The sequence below is a fragment of the Burkholderia sp. BCC0405 genome (assembly GCF_902833075.1).
GTDB lineage: Bacteria > Pseudomonadota > Gammaproteobacteria > Burkholderiales > Burkholderiaceae > Burkholderia.
This window is the reverse complement of sequence record NZ_CADFEO010000025.1, coordinates 52,252-69,886: the sequence shown is the minus strand read 5'-3', so window position 1 is coordinate 69,886 and position 17,635 is coordinate 52,252. Positions and strand designations below refer to the sequence as shown.

The following is a 17,635-nucleotide window of genomic DNA, read 5'->3' as shown; positions in this document are numbered from 1 at the left end:
CATCCGCCACGGAGATCATCATGCGCAGCATCCGCTTCGACGCCCCCGCCGCCGACATCGAGTCGCTCGACGCGCGGGTCAGGGAAATCGACACGCCCGTCCCGGCCGACGGCCAGATGCTGATCGAGGTGCGCGCGGCCGGCGTGAACCCGAGCGACGTGAAGGCCGCGCTCGGCCGCATGCCGCACGCGGTGTGGCCGCGCACGCCCGGGCGCGACTGGGCCGGCATCGTGCGCAGCGGCCCGGACGGCTGGATCGGCGCGCCGGTGTGGGGCTCGGGTGGCGATCTCGGCGTGCATCGCGACGGCTCGCACGCGGAGTGGCTCGTGCTCGACGCGGCGCTGGTGCGCCGCAAGCCCGCCGTGCTGACGCTCGACGAAGCGGCCGGCGTCGGCGTGCCGTTCGTCACCGCATACGAGGGCTTGCGCCGCGCCGGCATGCCGACGGCCGGCGACGTCGTGCTCGTGTTCGGCGCGAACGGGAAGGTCGGCCAGGCCGCGATCCAGCTCGCGACCGCGCACGGCGCGACCGTGATCGGCGTCGAGCGCAGCGCCGGCGGTTATCGCGGCCACGCATCGGGCGACGTGCGCATGATCGATGCGTCGAAGGAATCGGTGGCCGACGCAGTGCGCGCGGCAACCGGCGGCCACGGCGCGGACATCGTCTACAACACGGTCGGCAGCCCGTACTTCGAAGCGGCGAACGCGTCGATGGCGATCGGTGCGCGGCAGATCTTCATCTCGACGATCGACCGCAGCGTGCCGTTCGACATCTTCGCGTTCTATCGCGGCCAGCACACATTCGTGGGCGTCGATTCGCTACAGCTCGGCGGTACCACGGTCGCGCAGATCCTCGACACGCTCGCACCCGGCTTCGGCAACGGCACGCTGCGCCCGTTCCCGATCGGCGACGACTACGTCTACCCGCTCGAGCGCGCACACGACGCGTATCGCGCGGTGCTGGCCGGTGCACGCGAGCGCGTCATTCTCAAGCCCTGACACCGGACCACACGGGAGACCGCCATGATGGATTACGTGATTTCGCTCGCGGTGGGCCTCGGCGTCGGCGTGCTGTACGCGCTGCTGCACGTGCGCTCGCCGGCCCCGCCGCTCGTCGCGCTCGTGGGCCTGCTCGGGATGGTGATCGGCGAACGCGCGATCGCGCTGCTGCGCTGACGGGTCGATCCGGCGCCGGCGGCCCTAACGGTCGTCGCGCCGGCGGAACGCCCACCACGCGGCGAGCCCCGTGAAACCCGCGACGAGCAACACCATCAGCCAGAAGCCGTGCTTGTTCTCCGAGAACGGCACGCCGCCGACGTTCATCCCGAAAAAGCCGGCGACGATGTTGATCGGCAGCGCGATCACGGTCACGAGCGTCAGCGTGAACAGGGTCCGGTTGTTCTGCTCGTCGAGACGCGAACCGATCTCTTCCTGCAGCAGCTTGATCCGCTCGTTGAGCCCCGCCAGATCGGCCAGCACCAGCGAAAACTCCTCGGTCGATTCGCGCAGCTCCTGCACGTCTTCCAGATGCAGCCACGCAGGCGGTTTCGCGAGCAGCCGGAAGATCGACCCGGGCTCGGGCGCGAGCATGCGCTGCAGGCGCGTCAGCGTGCGGCGCATCGCGCCGAGTTCGATGCGGCTCGACGTGAGCCGCATCGACAGGAAGCGATCCTCGATACGGTCGACGTCGACGCTCGTGCGCCGCATGATCTGGATCAGCAGGTCGGCCTGGTCGCGCAGCAGGTGCACGAGCAGCTCGGCGGGCGACCTGAACGGCTCGCCGTCGCGCACGCACGCGCGCAGCGTGTCGACCGAGCGCAGCGGCTTGAGCCGCGCGGTGACCATGATGCGCCGCTCGACGTGGACGAACAGCGTCGCGATCTCCGACGGCGTCAGTTCGAGGTTGAACATCACGTCGTTGACGATCGCGCGCAACGCGCCGTCTTCCTGCTCGATGCGCGTCGAGCGCGAGCCTTCGTGGAGGAATTCGAAGAAGCTGTCGGGCAGCCCGAGATGCGTGCGCATCCAGCGCTCGCTCGCGCCGTGCGCGAGATTGAAGTGCAGCCAGACGAAATCGTCCGACGCGACATCGTGCTCGCGGCATGCGCGCAGCCACGCGGCAGCCGCGTCCGTATCGAGCGTCGCGCCGGATCCGCCCGGCACGAAGCGGAATCCGCACACCATGCCGGACGTATCGGCGCCGTAAGTCTGTACGATCAGGTCCATCGTGTCGAAGGTCGTGCGGCGCACGGCGCGCCGCGCAAAGCAGGCCGCGCGCCCGCGCCGGAAAAGGAAAGGAGACGTATGCCCGACGGGCATGACGCGCCGGTGACAGCGTCACGCCGCATCATGCCGGCCGATTCCGCGCCCCGAATGCAAAGCGCCGCCCAACGGGCGGCGCAGGTGCGGCGGGTCGACACGCGCGAGACGCGTTACTGCCGCGTCTCCGACTGCGCGGCGCTCGGGCACGCGGGATCCTTGCCCCAGTGCCCCTCGCAGACGCGCCAGCGGCACAGTTGATCCTCGAAGAAACCGCGCTCCGAACACTCCTTCACGCGCGACGCCAGCGAGCCGGTCGTCGCGGCCGTCCTGGTCGGCACCGCCTGCGCCTTCTGCGCGGCGAGTTTCTTGTCGGCCGGTTTCGTGCGCGCGACGAGCGCCGCGAGCAGATCCGCATCCGGATCGTCTTTCCCGCCCGCCTTCGCGGTGCGGGTCGGCGTCGCATCGCGATGCTTCTTCGCCTGCGCGAGCTCGGCCTGCTGTTCCTTGTGATGCTTGCGGGCTTCGGCCTTTGCATCGGCCTTCGTGTCGGTCTTGCCATGCGCGGCGACCTTCGCGCCCTTCGCGGCGTCGGCCTTCGCGGCTTTGGTCGTCGCGGCAGCCGCAGCGGCGGCAGCACCGGCCGTGGCCGCGCCCGATGCGTCGTCGGCGCCATTGGCGAGCGCACGCGACAGGCGGCTGTTGTCCGCGGACGATGCGGATGCAACGGTTCGGGAAGCTGCGTCGTCGTTGACGATCGTGGCCGGTTGCGCGGCGGATGCGGCGGACGCGGCATTCTGCGCGACCTGCACGGCGGCGTCGCTGGCCGCCGCGGCCTTCGCCGGGGCGGCAGCGGCAGGCGCAGCCTCGGCCGTGACGGCGGCAGCCTGCCCGCCCGGATGCTGCATGCGCCACGCGCCCCAGCCACCGACGGCAACCACCAGGGCCACGACGGCGGCGATCGGCGCCTTCAGCGAACGGCGCGGCGGTTCGGCCGGCGGCGTGACACGTCCTTCCAGATTCGCGAGAATGCGCGACTGCTGAGCTCCGTTGCCTGCCGGTTTGGTATCGGACAGCAGGCTGGGCGGAGATTTCGAATTTGAATTTTCCGGCGCACTCATTCAGCGTCTCATTGAATCCTGGTTTAATTCACCGCGATAATATAGCCCGGCCTCTCGAAGCAGCCTGATTCTAAGAGCAAGCATTGCAAAACACAATCAATTCCAATTTCCGGGGATTTCTTTGATTGCCGTCGCACTCGTCGCCTATTTCGCCCTTGCCGTAGCCGTTGCGGCACTGTTGCTTTTACCGGGTATCCGCGCGACCGTTTTCGAATCCGTCACGCAGTTTCACGGCCGCCTAACACGCCGTGCGAACGATCGCGCCGCACGTACGCGAAGTCAGATTGTTAAATCGGCAAGCGCTACGCGCGGTGCTTTAAACGACGTGCAAAATTTACTGATTCGGCGACGCTTGATGATTGTGGTGTCGGCAGGTATTCTTGCGACGCCGCCATTGGTCGCCATTGCGTTACGCGGCCGGCAATTGTTCCAGTACGACGACACGGCGCGCGTGCCCGACGAGAAGATCGCCGCGCTGCTGCAGGGCGAACAACTCGTGCCGCCCCCGCCGCTGCCGCCGGAAGTCTTCGCGACCAAGGAAGTCGAACAGGTACGCCCGGCGCTGAAGGATGCGAGCCGCGACTGGAACCTGCTGGATCCGGATTTCCGTACGCGTTTGCTGCTGGTCTACAAGATCATGCACGAACAATATGGTTATGAAATGGCGTTGCTGGAAGGCTACCGGAGCCCGGAACGGCAGAACCGGCTGGCGCAGATGGGCGGTAGCGTGACCAACGCGGCAGCCTTCCAGAGTTATCACCAATTCGGGCTGGCGGCCGACAATGCATTCCTGCGCGACGGCAAGCTGGTCATTTCCGAGAAAGATCCGTGGGCGATGCGCGGCTACCAGTTGTATGGCCAGGTCGCCGAACAGGTTGGCCTGACCTGGGGGGGCCGCTGGAAAATGATGGATCTTGGGCACGTGGAATACCATAAACCCGGTTTTAAACTGGGACGCGGCAGCTAGCCAGGGCTGCCGGACAGGAAATAATGAGGGCGGCATGGGGCTTTTTAATATCCCGGCAGGAAACGATATGGGCGGCGCAAAAAATCATGCATTCCGGTGCGCGATTTTTCCGGCCGCCGCTTCCGTTTTAAATCTCACAGCGTCCTTTCGTTAATGCGCGCGCCTTCTCCGATGCCGCGGGCGCATTGATGCCAGCCCCCTTCATCCCGCTTGACAGCATGGCGACACATCGCGGCGCCACCCTTACCGCTCGGCGCGCCTGCGTCGCCTCACCGAATCGCACCGGAACCTGAACGTCCTATGCAACGCATCCTCAACGTGCTGACTCATCCGCGTACGCTCTCGATCGTCGGGATCGTCGCGCTAGCGGCCATTCTCTTCATCGTCGCCGACATGCTGCAGCTGCCGCTCCTGTGGGCGGCGATCGCGTTCGCGGCGATCCTCGTGCTGTGGCTCGTCGTCGCGCTGTGGCGCCGCTGGCGCGTGAAGCGCGCGAACCAGCAGCTCGGCCAGGTGCTGGAAGAGCAGGCGGAAACCGGCAAGATCGCCGCGCCCGCCGCCGCCGCGCTCGCCCCCGACGCGAAGACGGCCGACCTCGACGTGCTGCGCACGCGCCTGTCGGACGCGGTGAAGACGATCAAGACGTCGAAGATCGGCCAGGTGTCGGGCGGCTCCGCGCTGTACGAACTGCCGTGGTACATCGTCATCGGCAACCCGGCCGCGGGCAAGAGCAGCGCCGTGCTCAATTCCGGCCTGCAGTTCCCGTTCGCGGACAAGAACAGCGCGGTGATCCACGGCATCGGCGGTACGCGTAACTGCGACTGGTTCTTCACGACCGAGGGGATCCTGCTCGACACGGCCGGCCGCTATTCGGTGCACGAGGAAGACCGCAGCGAATGGCTCGGCTTCCTCGGGCTGCTCAAGCGCTATCGCCCGAAGGCGCCGATCAACGGCATCATCGTCACGGCCAGCATCGCCGAACTCACCGGCAACCGCCCCGAATTCGCGATCAACCTCGCGAAGAACCTCCGCCAGCGCGTTCAGGAGCTGACCGAGAAGCTCGAAGTGTTCGCGCCGGTCTACGTGATGTTCACGAAGGCCGACCTGATCACCGGCTTCACCGAGTTCTTCAGCAGCAGCGATAAGCACGAGTACGACCGCGTGTGGGGCGCCACCCTGCCCTACGAGCCCGACGACAAGCGCGACGTCGTCGCGCAGTTCGACACGCACTTCGAGGAACTCTACGAAGGGCTGAAGGAAATCAGCGTCGCGCAGCTGTCGCTGTCGCGCGGCAACCAGCTGTCGCCGGGCCAGTTGAGCTTCCCGCTCGAATTCTCGACGATCAAGCCGTCGCTGCGCGCGTTCCTCGCGACGCTGTTCGAGAACAACCCGTTCCAGTACAAGCCGATCTTCCGCGGCTTCTACTTCACCAGCGCGCTGCAGGAAGGCGAAACCAACAGCGCGGCCGCACAGCGCATCGCGCATCGCTTCGGCCTCGACGGCACCGCGCTGCCGAAACCGCACAGCGCGTTCTCGAAGAACGGCTTCTTCCTGCGCGACCTGTTCTCGAAGGTGATCTTCGCGGACCGCCAGACGGTGCGGCAGTTCGCGAGCCCGACCAAGACGCGGCTGCGCTACGCGACCTTCTTCGGCTTCGTCGCGGCGCTCGCGCTCGCGCTCGGCGGCTGGACCTGGTCGACGATCGGCAACCAGCAGCTCGTCGCGAACGTGCAGGCCGACCTCGACAACGTCACGCGGCTGCAGCAGGGCCGCAACGACCTGCAGTCGCGCCTGCAGGCGATGGACATCCTCGAGGACCGGATCGAGCAGCTCGAGCAGTTCCGCCGCGACAAGCCGGTTTCGGTGTCGCTCGGCCTGTACCAGGGCGACCGTCTCGAGCAGCACCTGCTGACCGAGTATTACAACGGCGTGCGCCAGATCCTGCTGGCCCCGGTGTCGCAGAACCTCGCATCGTTCATGAAGGACGTGAACGCGCACCCCGAGCAGCTCGTGCCGATGACGCGCCCGCCCGAATCGGGCGCCGTGCAGGGTGGCGCGATTCCGGTTTCGACGAACGCGGCAGGCGCCGCGCCGCAAGCCGGCGCCGCCCTGGCCGCATCCGGCACCGCGCCGGCCGCAGCCGCGCCACAGCCGGCCGCACCGCAGGGCGGCCTCTACAGCGACGCGTCGCCGACCAACGTGCAGGACGCGTACAACGCGCTCAAGACGTACCTGATGCTGTCCGACAAGCGTCACGTCGAGCAGGCGCACCTGACCGACCAGCTCGCCCGCTTCTGGCGCGGCTGGCTCGAGACGAATCGCGGCAACATGCCGCGTGACGAGATGATCAAGAGCGCGGAGCGCATGATCTCGTTCTACCTGTCGCGCGTGAACGACGACGACTGGCCGATGATCGACGCGAACCTCGCGCTCGTCGACCAGACCCGCGAGAACCTGCGCCGCGTGGTGCGCGGCATGCCGGCCCGCCAGCGCGTGTACGAGGAAATCAAGGCGCGCGCATCGACCCGCTTCGCGCCGATGACCATCGCGCGCATCGTCGGCGACGGCAACCAGAGCCTCGTGGCAGGCAGCTACGCGATTCCGGGCACGTTCACGCGCGAAGCGTGGTTCGACTACGTGCAGCCGGCGATCCGCGACGCGGCGACCAAGGAACTGCAGGCGAAGGACTGGGTGCTGAACACGTCGACGCAGGACGACCTGACGCTCGAGGGCAGCCCCGAGCAGATCCAGAAGACGCTCGTCGGCATGTACAAGACCGAGTACGCGCAGCACTGGCAGAAGTTCATGCAGGGCATCGCGGTGCAGGGCTTCAGCAGCTTCGGCCAGGCCGTCGACGGGATGAACCGCCTCGGCGATCCGCAGGATTCGCCGATCCGCAAGATCCTCGAGACCGCGTACGACCAGACGTCGTGGGACAACCCGTCGCTCGCGAACGTGACGATCAAGAAGGCGCAAACGGGCGTCGTGAACTGGGTCAAGCAACTGTTCTCGCGCTCGCAGGCCGGCCAGGTGGCGGCCGCCAACATCGACATCAACGGCAATCCGGCCGAGGTGCCGATGGGTCCGATCGGCCAGGAGTTCATCGGGCTCGCGCGGATCGTCGCGACGCACGACGGCACGTCGATGCTCAAGAGCTACATGGATTCGCTGTCGAAGGTCCGCACGCGCTTCAACGTGATCAAGAACCAGGGCGACCCGGGCCCGGGCGCGCGCCAGCTGATGCAGCAGACGCTCGACGGCAACGGTTCGGAACTCGCCGATTCGCTGAAGCTCGTCGACGAGCAGATGCTGACGGGCCTCACCGATTCGCAACGCAAGTCGCTGCGTCCGCTGCTGGTGCGGCCGCTGATGCAGGCGTTCGCGGTCGTGATCCAGCCGGCCAGCGCCGAAGTCAACAAGGTGTGGAACGCGCAGGTCTACCAGCCGTTCCAGAACTCGCTCGCGACGAAGTACCCGTTCGCGGCGAACGCGAAGGTCGAGGCCGGCGCCGGCGAGATCGCGCAGGTGTTCGGTCCGGACGGCTCGATCGCGAAGTTCGTCGGCACGACGCTCGGGCCGCTCGCGGTGCGCCGCGGCGACACCCTCGCCGCCCGCACGTGGGGCGACATGGGCATCGGCCTCACGCCGGACTTCACGAACGGCTTCGCGCGCTGGGTCGCGCCGCTCGCCGGCGGTGCGGCAGGCAGCGCGGCCGCGTCGTCCGAGCCGCAGACGGTGTTCCAGATCCTGCCGCAGCCGAGCACGGGCACGACGGAATACACGATCGCGATCGACGGCCAGCAACTGCGCTACCGCAACACGCCGCCGCAGTGGACCAACTTCGTGTGGCCGAACCCGCAGGGCTCGCCGGGCGCGACGCTGTCCGCGACGACCTTCGACGGCCGCACGGTGCAGCTCGTCAACGAGCCGGGCCGCTACGGTCTCGAGAAGCTGATCAACTCGGCGCAGCGCAAGCGCCGTCCGGACGGCACCTTCGACCTGACGTGGGCGCAGGGCAGCGTGAACGTGTCGGTGACGATGCGCATCATCAGCACGTCGCAGCCGACCAGCGGGGGCGGCGACCAGCCGCAGCAGCAGAGCCTGCGCGGCCTGCAGCTGCCGTCGTCGGTCGCGGACGCGAGCGCGGGCGCCGCGCTGAACGCGACCCAGTCCGCCGGCACGGGCACGCCGGCCGCAGCGCCGGCCGTCGCGGCCGCCAACGCAACGAATGCACAGGGGGCGCAATGACGCAAACCGTACAGGCGCAGATCGCCTACTTCGGCAAGATTCCGTCGCGCGGCGACTTCGTGAAGAGCCCGCACAATCCGCAGTTGCTGCAGACGCTCGACCGCTGGATCGCGCAGGCGCTCGAACTGCTCGCGGAAGATCCGCGCTGGAAGCTCGTCTACGAGGATGCGAAGCCGATGCATTTCGCATTCCTCGGCTCGCGCAGCAAGCTCGCGATCGCGGGCCACATGGTCGCGAGCCACGACGTATCGATGCGCCGCTTCCCGTTCCTCGGCGCGACCGCGCTCGAGGTCGACCGGCCGCTCGCGTTCCTCGCGCGCAGCCCGCTCGCGTTCGCGCGGCTGTGGTCGCGCGTCGCCACGCAGATCCCGCCGCTGCTCGGCAAGGAAGAGCCGCCCGGCGCGCTGCAGGCGCTCGGCGACACGCAGGTGCCGATCGACGTCGGCGGCCCCGGCACGTCGCATGACGGCACCTTCAACGATTTCGTCGAACACCAGTCGCTGCACGGCCTCCAGGAAATGCTGCTCGAAAGCGGTCATCCCGTGCGGCTGCGCGGCGCGATGCTCGCGCTCGGCTCGCTGCTGCGGCCGGTGATGCAGAGCGGCTCGTCGCACATCGAGCGCGGCCTCACGCTGCCGCTGCCGGTCGATCCGTTCTACCGCAGCCTCGTCGCCGCGTTCTGGCTCGAACTGATCGCGCCGTTCGTCGCGCAGGCCGACTTCGAGCTCGCGATCTTCATCGGCACGATCGCCGAGCGCGAACGGCTCATCATCGGCTTCAACGGCGCGTCGGCAAAAACCTTGCTGAGCGTCGTCGACCCGCAGACCTACGCCGCCCACAACATCGACATCGACGATCCCGAGTGGATCGACGCCCATGCGCAAAACGATCACCAGATCAGCAAGCTCGTCAGCTACCTCGACCAACCGCAACTCTCGCTGCGCGTCGCCATCGACGCGTTCCGCGAAGCGTTCATCGGAGGCTGACGGGATGCATCGCACGATTCACGTCCGGCGCGCGCGCCTTTCGGCCGCCCTGTCGCCCGCCGTCGCCGCCCTCCTCGCCGCCGGGCTGTTCGCCAGCGGCGCGGCCTTCGCGCAGAACACGGGCGCGACCGTCACGCCGGTCGGCAACGGCACGGTCGCGACGACCACGCTGCCCGCGAACACCGGCGTCGCGCCGGGGACCGCCTCCAGCGCCGTCGTGCACGGCACGGCCGGCACCGCGAACACCATCACGCCGCCGCCCGCTAATGCGACGCCCGGCCAGGTGGTCGTCGGCGGCAAGGTACCCGACGAGGCGACCAAGGCCGCCGTGCTGCAGAAGCTGCGCGATACCTACGGCGCGGCGAACGTCGTCGACCAGATCGAGGTGGGGGACGTTGCAACGCCGCCGAACTGGAGCGCGAACGTGCAGAAGCTGCTCGGTACGCAGCTCAAGCAGATCAGCAAGGGGCAGCTGAAGATCAACGGCACGCAGATCGAGATGAAGGGCGAGGTGCACAACGAGGCGCAACGCCAGCAGCTCGCGAGCGACATGGCGAACACGCTGAACCCGACGTACACGATCAGGAACGGGCTGCGCGTGTCGGCGTCCGAACAGGGCGTGCTCGACCAGACGCTCGCGAACCGCACGATCGAGTTCGAGACCGGCAGCGCGACGCTCACGCCGCAGGGCAAGCTGATTCTCGACCAGATGGCGGCCGCGCTCGCGAAGATGCAGAACCGCACCGTCGACATCATCGGCCACACCGACAACTCGGGGAACCGCACGTCGAACATCGCGCTGAGCCAGGCGCGCGCGGATGCGGTGAAGGGGTATCTGATCACGAAGAACATTCCGCCGCAGCAGATGACGACGACGGGCGTCGGGCCGGATCAGCCGATCGCGCCGAACGATACGGCGGACGGGCGGGCGCGGAATCGGCGGATCGAGTTCCGGGTGGGGCAGTAGGTTTGAGGGGTGGCGGCTCACGATGAGCCGCCCCGATGTGGCGGGGAGTCAGCGGTACACGATTGCGCGCCGCTGAATGACGTCAACGTGTCGGCGGCGTCCCCTTGTAACTTTTCGCCCATTGCTGGCTCTGCTTGCTCGCCTGTTCAACCCGTTCGGCGCTGAGATCGTCGCTCTTGCGCTGCTTGTCTTCCTTCGCATAGTCGGTCTTTCCGAACACGTCCTTGTCCCGTGTCCTGAAGTACAGCGACGGCGCAAGCACGTGATCCTGCCAACTCGTCAGCAACGTGTCGTGGACGAGCATGTCGAACAGCGCCATCACCTCGGCCGGTAGCGGGTTCTTCCCCCGATACCCCTGCTCCCACGCCTTGACCAGCGCAACCTCGTCCTCATTCAGCTCGACGTGGCGGGCAAACGCAGGCGCGAGGAACAGCGGCGTATAGGTCAGCTTGTTGTTGAACGACTGCGTGAAGCGGCGCTGCTGCTGGGCCTCGTATTCCGGCCGCATCTTCTCCCACTTGCCGGTCATCTCCTTCGCCTCCTTGTCGAGGCGCTGCCAGACCGTCGTGTAGTTGCTCGGCGGGACGTCACTCCATAGATCGTTGTAACGCTTGTCCGCCGCCTGCTTCGCGAGCTTCAGCTTCTGGATCTCGGGCGAGTCCATCCGCTGGCTGCCCATCATCGCCCAGTCGAGCTTCGCCTTTGCGTCGCGCCGGTCGTAGTCAGCCTTTTCAACATTCTTGCGCCATTCGGTCGCCGGGTCCGTCACCGAATGCCGGAATTCCGGATCCTGGTATCGCACGGCAATCCAGCGCAGGAATACCTCCGCATGCGGCAGAAAGTTCACGCCCTGTGTATCCGGAACGACCTTGCGGTATGCGTCGACCAGCGCCTTGATCTTGTATTGCTTGCCTTCGTAGGTGATCGGCGTCGCAATCGAGAAGCGGCTGAATACGTCAGGCCGCCGCTTGGCCAGCGTTTCCATGTCGAGGAGTGCACTCCCGGCCTTGAGCGCTTCAAACAGCATGTCCCTGAGCGGAATGCGCATCAGCTCGGCATTGAAGCCCAGCGAGCCATGCAACGAGCCGCCCGCGATATCGCTGCTCGTTCCCGGATAGAGCCGCTGCTCGGCACGCGTCTTTTCCAGGCTGTCGAGGCGCTGGTACATGCGCATCTCGTGAGCGGCGGCGAAATGCACACATCGCTGAACGCTTGCGGGCACGGCCAGCGACCGGTCCTTGTAATTCGGCTTGATGGTTCCAAGAAACGGCAGGATGCCGATAATCTCGCCAGCCTCCTCCGACATGATCGACGACACCGCATCCAGCAGACCGACGAACTTGATTTCCAGCGATACGCCATTGATCGCAAGATCCTGGTCGTCGCGGCGTTTGTACTTGGTCGCCAGATCGTTGACGAACGTGCGTGCCAGCACGCAACCTCGATCAGCGCCAAACACCGATACCTCGATCTTTCGAATCTTCGAGGTCTGCCCCTTGACCGCCTCGATCGCCTTTTCCAGCTGGTCCTTCGCGGCAACGAGCCGTGAATCGACACCGGTACCGAAGTACGCGCTCATCACCTGAGAATCGCGCACGATCGGTACGTTTTCGATCGCGATTCCCGTAATAACCTGCCGGACTGTCGATTGCACGATCTTGAGGGGATTGTGCTTCAAGTCGTTCTTCGCGTTCCGGAACACGGCGATGCCGCCCGCCTTCGTGCGCTCCCAGATCCGCTCCGGCGACGCATCCAGCACGTTCGCGATGCGGCGCGCGGTTCGGGGAACGTTCTGGATGTCTTTCTTGAAGTCGTTGAAAGCATTCAGCATCGGCCGAAACGAGAACCCCGAGACGGACTGCTTGACTGCCGTCGTCATGCGACCTTTCACGTCCAGTTGCTTGATCGGCTGGTTCACGCGAGCGACCGACTCCCCGACACCCTTCGCTGCGTCGAGCACCTTCTTGCCGATCATTTTCCCCGCGGCGAGGCCGGCATTGAGCCACGCATTCGACTTGGCATCCGCGTTGAGATCGGTCCCGAGACCCGAATAGTAGAGCCGGAACCAGAACTGGTTCACCGGACGGTCGATGTCCGTATTGATGCGGTGCGCATCGAAAAGGCGCGAAATGTTCGAGTACAGCCCGCTGTCCGGATCGTCCTCGTCCTTGTTGCGACCGAACGCGTCGAAGAACACGCCGATACGGATCGTCGCCCCGCAGGGCAGACAGTCTCCCTTCGGATAGTTGGCCGTCGCCATCCTGTCGACGGCCATTCGAACACTCTGCGGCGTAGCATCGTCCGGATCGAGTCGAATGGCGTTTCGATCGTTAGCTCCGGCCATGACTATTCTCCTCACGTGGCGGCGGCACCAGCCCCGCCGGAATCGATGGCACCGCGACCGCCTGGAAGCGGCTCTGGCCCAGCTCCTTCACAACCGTCGGCGACAGCGCGGCGGCCGCCTTCGCGAACGCGCCCGGCTTCCCCTTGCTCGACTGAATGAGTTTCTGCACCGCCGGGTGCGCGTCGAACCGGGGATTCACCAGAAGCGCGTAATACGCGTATTGCTCGAGGTCGCTGCGATCGGTGAAGCGGTACTTGAGCCAGGCTTCCGCGACGGTTCTCGAAATCCGGCGATGCGACTGGGCATCATTGTCGTCGTACTTCTTGTCGAGCCGCTTGCCGTACCGTTTCGTCAGGTCACGCGACACGTCGACGATCGGCAATCGGGTGCTGCCCAGCATCTCACCGGGAAATGCCAATTCGACGTGACGATCGGGATAGAAGTGAACTTCGAGAATGCGCGAACCGATCGAATCCGGCTCCTTGGTCGGCGGCAACGAAACGTCCGTCTCCGCCTGCTGTTTCTTGACCTGCTCGCCCGGCCGCCAGTCGTCCGCATCGTAATACGTCCACTGAACCTTGAAATCGGTGCCCTTCAGCAAGTAGCAACAGGCGATGCTGCCCTCCCCCGCCCCAGGTTCGAGATCACCGCCGCCGCGCGCCTTGTTGCCGAACTGGTCGGTGATCGTGAACCGAACGAGGTTGTACGGCAGGTAATTCAGCGCCTCGGTCGAAATGCTGGTGTAGGTCGGATCCGACTTGCTGCATGCCGCCATCGACACGAACAACAAGCCTGCCGCGGCGACTCGCAACGCCGCGGAGAACCGTCCGCGAGCGGCGCGCGCACCGCGACGGCCTGGAACGATCGCAGGGAATTCCGGTGCAGCGTATTGCATGACATCAGGCATAAGCACTCTCTTCACATAGCCGCGGCAGCATGCCGTCGGGGCTTGCCGGCACGGCGACCAGCTTGATATTTCCGTTCGTCGAGTCGAACAGCGGCTTCTTCGGCATCCATACCGTGCGTGTATCGACCTTGCCGTCGCAAACGGCAGTCGCAGACTTACGCCACACCGTCACGTTCCTCCAGAAGGCTGCGATCGTAGTCGTCGCGAATTGCATTCCACGTCGCGTCATCGATCGTCAACAGCGCATCGTCGAGACTCTTCTCGCCGCGAGACACGGCAACAAGACAAGCCTGCACTGCCGGGTGCTCGTCGAATCGAGGGGCGACCTGCACGCCGGTCAATACGTAATACGCCGTCTGCTGCTCGTCGACGATTCCGTAGTTCGCTGCGCGTGCCAGTTGCTCGACGATCCGGTCATACAGATCCTCGTCGGACAGGTGCTCGATCGACGCCGCCATCGTCTCGCGAAACTTCAGCACGAGCTTGTCCGGATACCCGAGCTCGATCAGCTGCGCATGCTGCTGCTCGCTCAGGCCCGGCGCATCGCCCACCGGCGTCACGCCTTCGATCGCCGGCGCATCGTTGCGCCACACGACTTCATCGAGCCGCCGATCGCGATACCGGATCTCGGCGAAAGGCGCAACGAATTGCCGCTCCTGCGCATCGCTCCACACCCGCCGCAAGCGTTCGAATACGTGGTTGTCGAAGAAGAACAGGTAGTACGAGCGACCATTGGGCAACGTGTACTGCACGTACTGGCGCAGATGCGCATCGAGTGCGTCGAACGTCCACGTCGACCGCAGCCATGTCACCGCGTGCAGATCGACCGCGTCCAGCCACAGCTGACGCAGCAGCCGATGCTGCTCGGCATGCTCGTCGTCGAGCGCGTCGCGATCGAACGCGATCAGGTATGGCGCGATATCCGTATAGGCATCGAGCCCGGTATCGATCCAGAGCGACGCATAGCGCAGGCCGCGCACCGTCGCGAGCTGCACATCCAGCTCCTGATAGCCGCGCGTATCGACGAGCACATAAAGCCGCATCGCCCTGCCGTCGCCGTCCGCCTGCGCCAGCGAAGCCTTCAGTGTTTCCAGGAACGCCGGCCAAGCCGGCTCGCGCGGATTCGGCGCGGTGTCGACGGCTTCGCTTGCCTCGACCGCATCGTCCCGATCGACCACGTCGCCCGCGTCGTTGACGTTGTCCATCAATCGGCCTCGACCATCGATTCGCGCCCGCTATGCGCGTTCAGCACGCATTGCTTGCACGTGCCGCCCGGCATCGCGGGCAGCGGATACGGCATGCTCGTCGGCCCGGCGAACGTGTGCTGCGCGCCCTTGAAATCGATCTTCCCCGGCGCGTGAATCTCGATGTTGCCGCCCTTGATCCGGATATACGCACCGCCCGACGTCAGCAGGATCTCCTGCTTTGCGGCCACGTCGACATTCTCCGTCGCCGCCGCCAGCTTCACGGCCTTCTGCGCGGTGACTTCGATATTGTCCGCATGGGCCTGCACTTCGACCTTGCCCTTCGCGGCGAAGAGCTTCACTCCGGCGTTCTGCACGAACAGGCTGATGCGGTCGCGGATGCCGGCGATCAGCGACTTGCCGCTCGTGATGAAGGTGCTTTGACCGCTGACGATATTGGTCTGCCGGTCGCTCGCGAGGTGCACCGACTGCTGCGACGCCATCCCGATCCCCGACGGGCTCGCGAACAGCATCACCGGTTCCTTGAACGCATTCGCACTCCCCGTTCCGCCGCCGGCGGTCCGGCCGCCCGACGACGCCCCCGCCACGCTCTCCTGCGTCGCGTCGGTGAACGTCTTCAGCGCATCGTGACCGTCGCCGAGGCTTTCCGCCTGATGCGCTTCGCTGACCTGCGACAACGACTCGATCAGCCCCTCGGCATTGACGAGCTGCTGTTGCGTCTCGCGCACGTCGAGCGGCTGGCTGTTCGCCTGCTTCGGATGCGTCGTGACGTACAGTCCCTGCCCGGCCCGCACCGCGCCATACGCATCCGTGCGCAAGTCGAACCCCGAACCGAGATACGCGCCGCGCGTGTTGCCGTTCTGTTCGATCAGGTAGCCGAGATGGAGCAGCGAATTCGCGCTGCTGCTGAACAGTCGCGCACGGTTCTGGCCAGTCGCGTCGTCGAGCACCATCTCGTTATGCCCGGACCCCGCATACTCCTTCGACCGGAAGCCCGACAGGATGCCGTCGCTATGCCATTGCGGCTTGGCGGCCCCGTTGTAGACGCGATGCATGACGATCGGCCGGTCGCAGTCTCCGCCGAGATAGCCGATCAGCACTTCTTCGCCGACCCGAGGAATATGGACGGCGCCGTAACCGCCGCCGGTATCCGACTGCACGACACGCATCCAGCACGACGCGGTTTCGGTGCCTTGGTTCTGCCGGTCCCAGACGAACCTGACCTTGATCCGGTTCAGCTCGTCCGTATACACCTCTTCGCCCTTCGGCCCGACGACGACGGCCGTCTCGAGCTGCATCACGGGCTTCTTGTGCTCGAACGGGCTGCGATACGGCACGCTCGCGCGCTGTGCCTCGACCTCGACGAGATAGAACCCGGCCGAGCCGTCGTCATGTCCGACCTCGAACGCCACCGCCGCACCGTGTCCGGCCTTGGCCTGCGCGAGCCGCTCCTGCAGGCTGTGCGGGAAGTGCGCCTCGTGGTCCGACAACGGCAAGTTGTTCTCGATGTAGCGCGTCACGCCGATCGCCGCGAACTCGCGATCACCTTCCGGATCGCGGTCGTGCTCCGGATGGCCGGCCAGCGTGAAACGCCGGCCGGCATCGATCCCGCGCACGCCGCCCACGCCGAAGAAACGCTTCGCGCGCGACTCCCATTCCTCGAGGCGGATCTTCGACAGATGTTCGCCGCGATCCTGGCCCGGGTACGTATAGGCGCCCGTGTATTCGTAGATTTCCGCCTGATCCGGCAGATCGCCCTGGCCGGCCTTGGTCGGCAGCGTCGTGCCGTTCGGGTTGCCCGCGGACGACGGCGACTTGTAGTCGAACGTGCGCGTCGTGTGAAGCGTGCTCTGCAGGGTCCTCGACGCAGCCCATTGCGTAAAGCCGGTCGTTTCCGTGCCCGCTCCCGCGCGATCGAAGCCGACGACCTTCGGCGCCAGTTCGTCGACCGCATGCAGATCGTCGGTAATGACGAGCGTATGCGTCTTGCCGTCGTCGGCGTGCCGCCAGAAGCCGAACAGCCCTTCGTCCTCCATCAGGCGATGCACGAAGTTCCAGTCGGTTTCGCTCTGGCGGCAGTACGAGCGCGACGGCAGCGGCTTCGACAGCGCGAACTGATACCGGCCCTTGGCCTGTGGATGCGCGTCGAACACGTCGGCGAGGATCGCGTCGACGCTCTGATCCTGCCAGTACCGCATGTCGCTGCGGAACTTGAGGAAGTGCATCCACGATGCAAAGGTGAGCTGGTAGCTCGACAGGCTGCCGTCCGCGCCGAGCCTGCGCGCCGTATGGACATAGCCGTTGATCGGGCGATACGACCGGTCCGCCTGCTGGATCCACAGCGTCATCGGCTGCGCGATCAGCGTCTTGAGTTCGACGTCGCTCGCGGTGGACACGAGATCGAGCGTCACACTGAAATCGCGCCCCTGCTCGGAACGGGTCACGGCCCGGCGCGGCACGAGCGCATTGTTCGGCAAGGACGGAATGTCGGTCTTCAGCAGGCGGTCCTGCTGAATCAGGCCACCGCGCAGCGCCTGCGCGAGTTCTGTCACGTTCATGCGTCACCCATCTTCTTGTCTGCCGCGAACCCGCCGGGGCCCGCGCTCTCAGGAAAGCGCCCTTCTCTCACCGC

The 17,635-nt window shown here is 65.9% G+C and carries 12 protein-coding genes; 6 read left to right on the top strand and 6 right to left on the bottom strand.

The annotated features are described in order from the left end of the window. Positions 1-20: 20 nt before the first annotated feature. Positions 21-998 (top strand): zinc-binding alcohol dehydrogenase family protein, encoded by a 978-nt coding sequence (locus HWX36_RS31225; protein ID WP_175957683.1) that lies wholly within the window; start codon positions 21-23, stop codon positions 996-998. Positions 999-1,022: 24 nt separating this feature from the next. Then, entirely contained in the window at positions 1,023-1,175 is a 153-nt protein-coding gene (locus tag HWX36_RS31220; RefSeq protein WP_122944340.1) for a DUF1427 family protein, read from the top strand. A 24-nt stretch (positions 1,176-1,199) separates the two neighbouring features. Here the strand turns inward: HWX36_RS31220 and HWX36_RS31215 are convergent, their stop codons facing one another. Beyond that, entirely contained in the window at positions 1,200-2,225 is a 1,026-nt protein-coding gene (locus HWX36_RS31215) for a transporter (RefSeq protein ID WP_175957682.1), read from the bottom strand. A gap of 206 nt (positions 2,226-2,431) precedes the next feature. Continuing rightward, positions 2,432-3,379 carry a phage tail protein gene (locus HWX36_RS31210; protein WP_175957681.1) on the bottom strand — a complete coding sequence of 316 codons (948 nt, stop codon included), beginning with the start codon at positions 3,377-3,379 and terminating at the stop codon, positions 2,432-2,434. A gap of 121 nt (positions 3,380-3,500) precedes the next feature. On the opposite strand from HWX36_RS31210, the gene HWX36_RS31205 reads away from it, so the two are divergent. The 4 genes from HWX36_RS31205 (at position 3,501) to HWX36_RS31190 (ending at position 10,547) form a co-directional block, all read left to right on the top strand. Then, on the top strand, positions 3,501-4,346 hold the full coding sequence (locus tag HWX36_RS31205) for a M15 family metallopeptidase (protein WP_175957680.1): 846 nt from the start codon (positions 3,501-3,503) through the stop codon (positions 4,344-4,346). A 300-nt stretch (positions 4,347-4,646) separates the two neighbouring features. Beyond that, a complete protein-coding gene (gene tssM / locus HWX36_RS31200) occupies positions 4,647-8,594 on the top strand; it encodes a type VI secretion system membrane subunit TssM (protein ID WP_175957679.1) in 3,948 nt (1,315 codons plus the stop codon). Then, positions 8,591-9,580 carry a type VI secretion system-associated protein TagF gene (tagF, locus tag HWX36_RS31195; protein ID WP_175957678.1) on the top strand — a complete coding sequence of 330 codons (990 nt, stop codon included), beginning with the start codon at positions 8,591-8,593 and terminating at the stop codon, positions 9,578-9,580. Before tssM ends, tagF begins: the two co-directional genes overlap by 4 nt. A 4-nt stretch (positions 9,581-9,584) precedes the next feature. Next, a complete protein-coding gene (locus tag HWX36_RS31190; protein ID WP_175957677.1) occupies positions 9,585-10,547 on the top strand; it encodes an OmpA family protein in 963 nt (320 codons plus the stop codon). Between the two features lie 82 nt (positions 10,548-10,629). Here the strand turns inward: HWX36_RS31190 and HWX36_RS31185 are convergent, their stop codons facing one another. From HWX36_RS31185 to HWX36_RS31170, 4 genes are all read right to left on the bottom strand, one after another. After that, complete coding sequence (locus HWX36_RS31185; RefSeq protein ID WP_175957676.1) at positions 10,630-12,891, bottom strand: DUF2235 domain-containing protein; 2,262 nt, start codon at positions 12,889-12,891, stop codon at positions 10,630-10,632. Further along, on the bottom strand, positions 12,878-13,798 hold the full coding sequence (locus tag HWX36_RS31180) for a DUF3304 domain-containing protein (RefSeq protein ID WP_175957675.1): 921 nt from the start codon (positions 13,796-13,798) through the stop codon (positions 12,878-12,880). The genes HWX36_RS31185 and HWX36_RS31180 overlap by 14 nt, the downstream gene beginning before the upstream one ends. 155 nt (positions 13,799-13,953) lie before the next feature. Continuing rightward, positions 13,954-15,003 (bottom strand): DUF4123 domain-containing protein, encoded by a 1,050-nt coding sequence (locus tag HWX36_RS31175; protein ID WP_175957674.1) that lies wholly within the window; start codon positions 15,001-15,003, stop codon positions 13,954-13,956. Further along, a complete protein-coding gene (locus tag HWX36_RS31170; protein ID WP_175957673.1) occupies positions 15,003-17,561 on the bottom strand; it encodes a type VI secretion system Vgr family protein in 2,559 nt (852 codons plus the stop codon). The genes HWX36_RS31175 and HWX36_RS31170 overlap by 1 nt, the downstream gene beginning before the upstream one ends. Positions 17,562-17,635: the final 74 nt, after the last annotated feature.